The 5,041-nt window shown below is 45.9% G+C and carries 8 protein-coding genes; 7 read left to right on the plus strand and 1 reads right to left on the minus strand.

The window, feature by feature from the left end:
* The 7 genes from Q384_RS10525 to Q384_RS10550 form a co-directional block, all read left to right on the plus strand.
* A partial coding sequence (locus tag Q384_RS10525) for an IS1595 family transposase (RefSeq protein WP_037587047.1) occupies positions 1-302 on the plus strand: 302 nt, incomplete at its 5' end.
* A gap of 206 nt (positions 303-508) precedes the next feature.
* The gene (locus Q384_RS10530; RefSeq protein WP_037587920.1) at positions 509-1,141 is read left to right on the plus strand and encodes a deoxynucleoside kinase; all 633 of its coding nucleotides are present in this window, start codon (positions 509-511) and stop codon (positions 1,139-1,141) included.
* Positions 1,142-1,179: 38 nt separating this feature from the next.
* Complete coding sequence (gene gshA / locus Q384_RS10535) at positions 1,180-2,529, plus strand: glutamate--cysteine ligase (protein WP_037587923.1); 1,350 nt, start codon at positions 1,180-1,182, stop codon at positions 2,527-2,529.
* A gap of 34 nt (positions 2,530-2,563) precedes the next feature.
* Positions 2,564-2,782 (plus strand): RNA-binding S4 domain-containing protein, encoded by a 219-nt coding sequence (locus tag Q384_RS10540; RefSeq protein ID WP_037587926.1) that lies wholly within the window; start codon positions 2,564-2,566, stop codon positions 2,780-2,782.
* A 38-nt stretch (positions 2,783-2,820) separates the two neighbouring features.
* The gene (locus Q384_RS14420; protein ID WP_281174541.1) at positions 2,821-2,949 is read left to right on the plus strand and encodes a hypothetical protein; all 129 of its coding nucleotides are present in this window, start codon (positions 2,821-2,823) and stop codon (positions 2,947-2,949) included.
* Positions 2,946-3,800 carry a PHP domain-containing protein gene (locus Q384_RS10545; protein ID WP_037587928.1) on the plus strand — a complete coding sequence of 285 codons (855 nt, stop codon included), beginning with the start codon at positions 2,946-2,948 and terminating at the stop codon, positions 3,798-3,800. The genes Q384_RS14420 and Q384_RS10545 overlap by 4 nt, the downstream gene beginning before the upstream one ends.
* A gap of 20 nt (positions 3,801-3,820) precedes the next feature.
* Complete coding sequence (locus Q384_RS10550; protein WP_037587930.1) at positions 3,821-4,441, plus strand: L-threonylcarbamoyladenylate synthase; 621 nt, start codon at positions 3,821-3,823, stop codon at positions 4,439-4,441.
* Positions 4,442-4,718: 277 nt separating this feature from the next.
* Here the strand turns inward: Q384_RS10550 and Q384_RS10555 are convergent.
* The coding region (locus Q384_RS10555; RefSeq protein WP_037586640.1) for an integrase core domain-containing protein at positions 4,719-5,041 on the minus strand (323 nt) is incomplete at its 5' end.

Below are 5,041 nucleotides of genomic sequence, written 5' to 3' on the forward strand. Positions count from 1 at the left end.
CTGATATTAACAGCGTTCTCCATACAGATGGCTGGCGCGGTTACGACGGTTTGGTTGATGTGGGTTTTGAAAAGCATTTTCGTGTCAATCATGGTAATGATGAATTTTCCGACGGTAAGGGCAATCATGTAAACGGTATTGAAAGCTTTTGGGGCTTCGCTAAACACCGCTTGGCGAAGTTTAAAGGTATTCATAAGCACTTATTTGAAATTCATCTTAAAGAAACTGAGTTTCGTTTTAACCATAGAGAGCAAAATATCTATAAAATCTTGCTTAAATGGTTTAGAACCGAGAAAATTTAGTTGTCTTGTTTTTACCTTGTTTGGTTGTCTTGTCCCATTGTATTTTAATTAAACAGCAAACAACGTAAGAAAAAACAAATGCCGTAAACCGCAGACTGCCGTACCTCACCTGCAACAGCAGACAATATAAATTTTTCAGCATTTTATTTACGGCATGTTTTTTAAAACATCAGTAAAATAAAATGTTGCATAAAAAGGGAAAACGCATGAGTCATCGTTATATCGTGGTGGAAGGACCCACCGGCTGCGGTAAATCCGAATTAAGCCGCCATCTGGCTCGTTATTTTGACGCTTTGCTGCTTACGGAACAACCGGAAAAAAATCCATTTTTAGAGCTGTTTTACGCCAACGCCCAACACCATGCTTTGGCGGCTGAATTGCATTTTCTAATGCGCCGTACTGAATCTGTTGCATTAATTCAAGCCGAAGATGAAAAAAATCAAAGGATTATTTCAGATTTTTTATTAGAAAAAGACCAAATTTATGCACCCGCTATTTTGCATAAAGAAGAAGAATCCCTTTATTGGCAAATCAAGCACAGAGTTATGCCCGAGTTCCCTGTGCCTGATCTCGTTATTTATTTGGAAGCCAATGATCACACCTTGGAAGAACGGCTTCGCCATGCAAACCCAAAAACATTCAATCTTTTCCCTGCCGGTTATTTACGCCAAATTCACCAAGAATACCGCCGCTTTTTCCATTTATATCAACACGCACCTTTACTCACTGTAAATATTGGTGAATTGGACTTGCTGAACAACACCGAGCATTTTGAGCTACTAATACACACCATCACCCACATGCAGGGCAGCCGTGTGCATTTGAATTTAAGTGAATAACGAAAAACCGATTAAAATAAATAAAAAGGAAATAAACCATGGGATTACCTCTGATTTCTGCTGCGTATTTAAAAGATTTGGAAATTTTTGAACAGTCCATTTTAAGCAAGCAGGCACAAATTGAAGCGTGGTTTCGCACCCAATGGCGGCAGCACCGTCCGCCTTTTTACGGTTCGGTGGACATTCGCAACAGCGGCTACAAAATGGCAAGCATTGACATGAATTTATTCCCCGGCGGCTTTAATAATCTAAACCCTCAATTCCTGCCTTTGGCAGCGGCGGCGGCACAAGACGCAGTGGAACGTGCTTGCGACACAGCCCGCTCGGTGTTGCTGATACCGGAAAACCATACCCGCAATACCTTTTATCTGCAAAACGTTTATGCCTTAGGTGAAATTTTGCGCCATGCCGGTTTTGAAGTGCGTTTAGGCAGCCTGAATCCGGACATTAAAGAGCGTACAACACTGGAAACCGCTTTGGGCAACAAAATTACGCTCGAACCCATTTTACGTACACGTAGCCGTGTTCACTTAGCAGACGGTTTTTCACCGTGCTTGGTTTTGCTTAACAACGATTTATCCGGCGGTATTCCCGAAATTTTACAAGGCATCAATCAAATCGTTCTGCCACCGCTGCACGGTGGTTGGACTACCCGCCGAAAAACCCGTCATTTTGCCGCTTACGACCAAGTTGCGGCAGAATTTGCCCAATTGGTCGGCATTGATCCTTGGGTAATTAACCCTTATTTTGAAGCATGCAGTAATTTGGACTTTCAAGAGCGCGACGGTGAAGAACAGCTGGCACAAACCGTAGAACGTTTACTGGCAAGAATCCAAGCCAAATACAATGAAAAAGGCATCACCGACAAACCGTTTGTGATGGTGAAAGCCGATGCCGGCACCTACGGCATGGGTGTTATGAGTGTGCGCTCTCCTGATGATGTGCGCGATTTAAACCGCAAAACCCGCAACAAAATGGCAAAAGTTAAAGAAGGATTGGCAGTCAGCGAAGTCATTGTTCAAGAAGGCATCTATACCCACGAAACCCTGCACAGCGCCGCTGCCGAGCCGGTAGTCTATATGGTAGACCGCTTCGTTATCGGCGGTTTTTACCGCGTACATGAAGGGCGCGGTTCTGACGAGAACCTCAATGCCGGTGGCATGCACTTTGTGCCGCTGAACCGTAATATTGCTTCCGCCGCACTTGAATTATCTGAACACGAAGCAGAAAGTAAACGCGCATTTGAGCAATGGGACCATCTGGGCTTGGCACAAACAGAAACCAATACCGATTGCGAAGACAATCGTTTATATGTTTATGGCGTATTGGCAAGATTGTCTTTACTCGCAGCGGCAGTGGAATTGGAAACGGATTTATCGGCTGCCTGAAAGCAAACAGGCTGCCTGAAAACAAGGATATTGAATGACTCATGATTTTAATCTAGACGGACACGAATACGTGGCTTTGTGCGACCTCTTAAAACACACCGGATTGGCAGACAGCGGCGGACAAGCCAAACACTGGATTGCCGAAGGGCGTGTATTGCGCGGCGGCGTTGTGGAACAGCGTAAAACCGCTAAAATTCGTGTAGGTGAAATCATCAGCCTCGGCGATGTATTCATTCGTGTTGTTCAAGCATGACACAAAGCACATTGATAAGCAGACAGTCTGAACTGCCCATGCTCCCTGAAGATTGGGAATGTTGCAGCGGCGGTTGCGGTGATGCTTGTGTTTGGCAAATTTATTACCGAAAAAAAGCGATGCATGAAGCCATGCAACAGAACAGCGATACTGCGGAGCAAAAATGAATATTGATTTGCATTGCCATTCCAATGTATCCGACGGCGTTTTATCGCCGGCAGAAGTAGTAGCCAAAGCCGCCGATAATGGCTGCACCCTATTGGCACTTACTGATCACGACCACACCGGCGGTTTAGCCGAAGCCCGAAGCGCGGCACAAAGCAGCGGCATACATTTTATCAACGGTGTGGAAATTTCAGTCAGCTGGCGTGCACAAACCATACACATTGTCGGCTTAAATTTTGATGAGCAAAACAGCGCACTGCAAAAATTGCTGGCACACACACGGCAAGGACGTTTATTGCGTTTGCGTGCCATTGCCGACAAATTAGCAAAAAAAGGCATTGACAACGTATTTGACGGCGCATTAAGCCTCACCGCAAACCCCGAAATGGTCGGGCGAGCGCACATTGCCCAGTTTTTATTAGACCAAGGCATTGTACGCAATAAGGAAACAGCATTTCGCCGCTATTTGGGACAAGGAAAATGTGCTTATGTGCAGCATCAATGGGCGGCATTGGCAGACACCGTCCATACCATAATAGCAGCCGATGGTATTGCCGTGATCGCACACCCCATGCGCTACGGCTTATCCGCCACCGCCAAGCGGCATTTATTCACAGAATTTAAAGCATACGGCGGCAAAGCCATCGAAGTACACAGCGGCAACAGCGATTTAAACGATCGCCTCAATTATGCCCGTTTGGCAGAACAATTCGGCTTTCAGGCAAGCGCAGGCAGTGATTTTCACCGCAACGACAGCTACAGCGGCGGCAAATTGGGCGTTTGCCCTGAATTGCCGGCTCATTGCCAACCCGTGTGGCAAAATTGGATTGATACCGCAGCAATGAAACATTAACGCAGCATAAGGAAAATACCATGGCGCAATTTTTTGCCATTCACCCCGACAACCCGCAGGAACGGCTGATTAAGCAAGCCACCGACATTGTCCGCAAGAGCGGTGTCATTGCCTATCCCACTGATTCTTGTTACGCATTCGGCTGCCGTTTGGGTGACAAAGCCGCCATGGAGCGCATTCTGAATATTCGCCGCATTGATCAAAAACACCATTTAACGCTAATGTGTCATGATTTGAGTGAACTGGGCAACTACGCCAAAGTAGATAACAGCCAATTTCGCCTGTTGAAAGCCGCTACACCCGGCAGCTATACCTTTATATTAGAAGCCACCAAAGAAGTCCCTGCCCGCACCCTGCACCCGAAACGAAAAACCATTGGTTTACGCGTACCCGACAACGCCATTGCCTTGGCTTTACTGGCAGATTTAGGCGAACCCTTACTATCGTGTACGCTAATGCTGCCTGAAGACAGCGAACCGCTTACCGACCCTTACGAAATCCGCGATCGTTTAGAACACAGCGTGGATTTAATCATTGACGGCGGCTGGTGCGGCATCGAACCCACCACGGTAATTGACATGACCGACGGCATTGTTTTACTGAGACAAGGCAAAGGCAATGCCTCAATGTTTGGTTTGTAGATAAAGAGCTCCCGCTTGGAAAACGGAAATTATCCTACGCTAAGACTAACCGACGGCTTTATGACGAAATTTTGCTTACATTATTGTTTACAGCAGCCAGCGCCTTGATGACACTGACCGTTCAGATAAAAAAAGAAGACTTCGTTATTAATGCCAGACGACACTTTCGCCTATAGATACCCGCCCTTCCCTGTAACTAGTCGTCCCTGAAGAACCTGATCTAAAATATTCAAACAACTTGCCAAAAATCTTGTCTTAAAAACCTAAATTGTAAGAATTATCCGCGTTGTTTACACTTTTCATCAAAATAAAAATATTTCTCTAGTACCTCGTATGGTGTCGCTCCGTTAAGTGATTTATGGGGCTTCACCGTATTGTAGTAGTTGATGAAGCGATTTAGCTCCAGCTTTCGATACTCACTGTCCTGAAAGCGTGTTTTATCGTGCCACATCTGCATCAACGTCCTGATAACCCGCTCTGCCTTACCATTGGTCTGTGGGCGGGCAACTCGGGTAAATTTTTGATTGATGCGATGTTCTGTACAGACCGCCCTGAAAGCGTGTTCCGGCGTTCCCTTGTATTCTGTCCCGTTATCCGAGT

Origin of the sequence: Stenoxybacter acetivorans DSM 19021, assembly GCF_000745895.1 — a bacterium.
Classification (GTDB): Bacteria; Pseudomonadota; Gammaproteobacteria; order Burkholderiales; family Neisseriaceae; genus Stenoxybacter; species Stenoxybacter acetivorans.